Source organism: Pseudoalteromonas sp. Angola-4 (genome assembly GCF_028599265.1).
GTDB lineage: Bacteria > Pseudomonadota > Gammaproteobacteria > Enterobacterales > Alteromonadaceae > Pseudoalteromonas > Pseudoalteromonas atlantica.
The window spans coordinates 1-492 of sequence record NZ_JAQREK010000070.1 but is presented as its reverse complement, the minus strand read 5'-3'; the positions used below and the strand labels follow the sequence as shown (position 1 = coordinate 492).

The following is a 492-nucleotide window of genomic DNA, read 5'->3' as shown; positions in this document are numbered from 1 at the left end:
CATAATGTTGATAAAGCGATTGTAGGCCAAACCCTGTTTGACTGTTTTTTTCGAGCGGAGTACCGGGTAAAAAGTGTTTGAAAAAGTCCATGCTTTGGTCACGAAGATAAGGAGTAACAACAAGCGTGTTCTCACCTAATTGCCAGCTTACTTTACTCCAAGCCCTAAGCGAGCGAGCTTTTCTAAAGGCGTCAGGATCAAAATTTTGCTGTGCAATATCTTCATCTTTATAGCTTTGAAAGCCACTAATATATCCTGCGGTTTGTTGGTCTAAGTCGGTATAGGTCAACCCCGATATTAAACTTAAGTTGTTGTTAGCGTGTCGATGTCGCACATTTATTTTTTGTTGTTTAACGCTTTCATCATCTCGGTAACCGCCATCATCGGTAAAGCTGGTATTAATACCGAACCCTGAATTATCCATAGCATGGCCTGCACGCAATTTATAGCGAGCATAACCGTAAGAGCCATAATCAACACCCAGTAAACCAC

At 41.5% G+C, this 492-nt stretch carries 1 pseudogene; it reads right to left on the bottom strand.

Features of this window, described 5'->3' with window-relative positions:
• Window positions 1-492: pseudogene (locus PSH48_RS20835) on the bottom strand (TonB-dependent receptor); the annotation flags it as partial.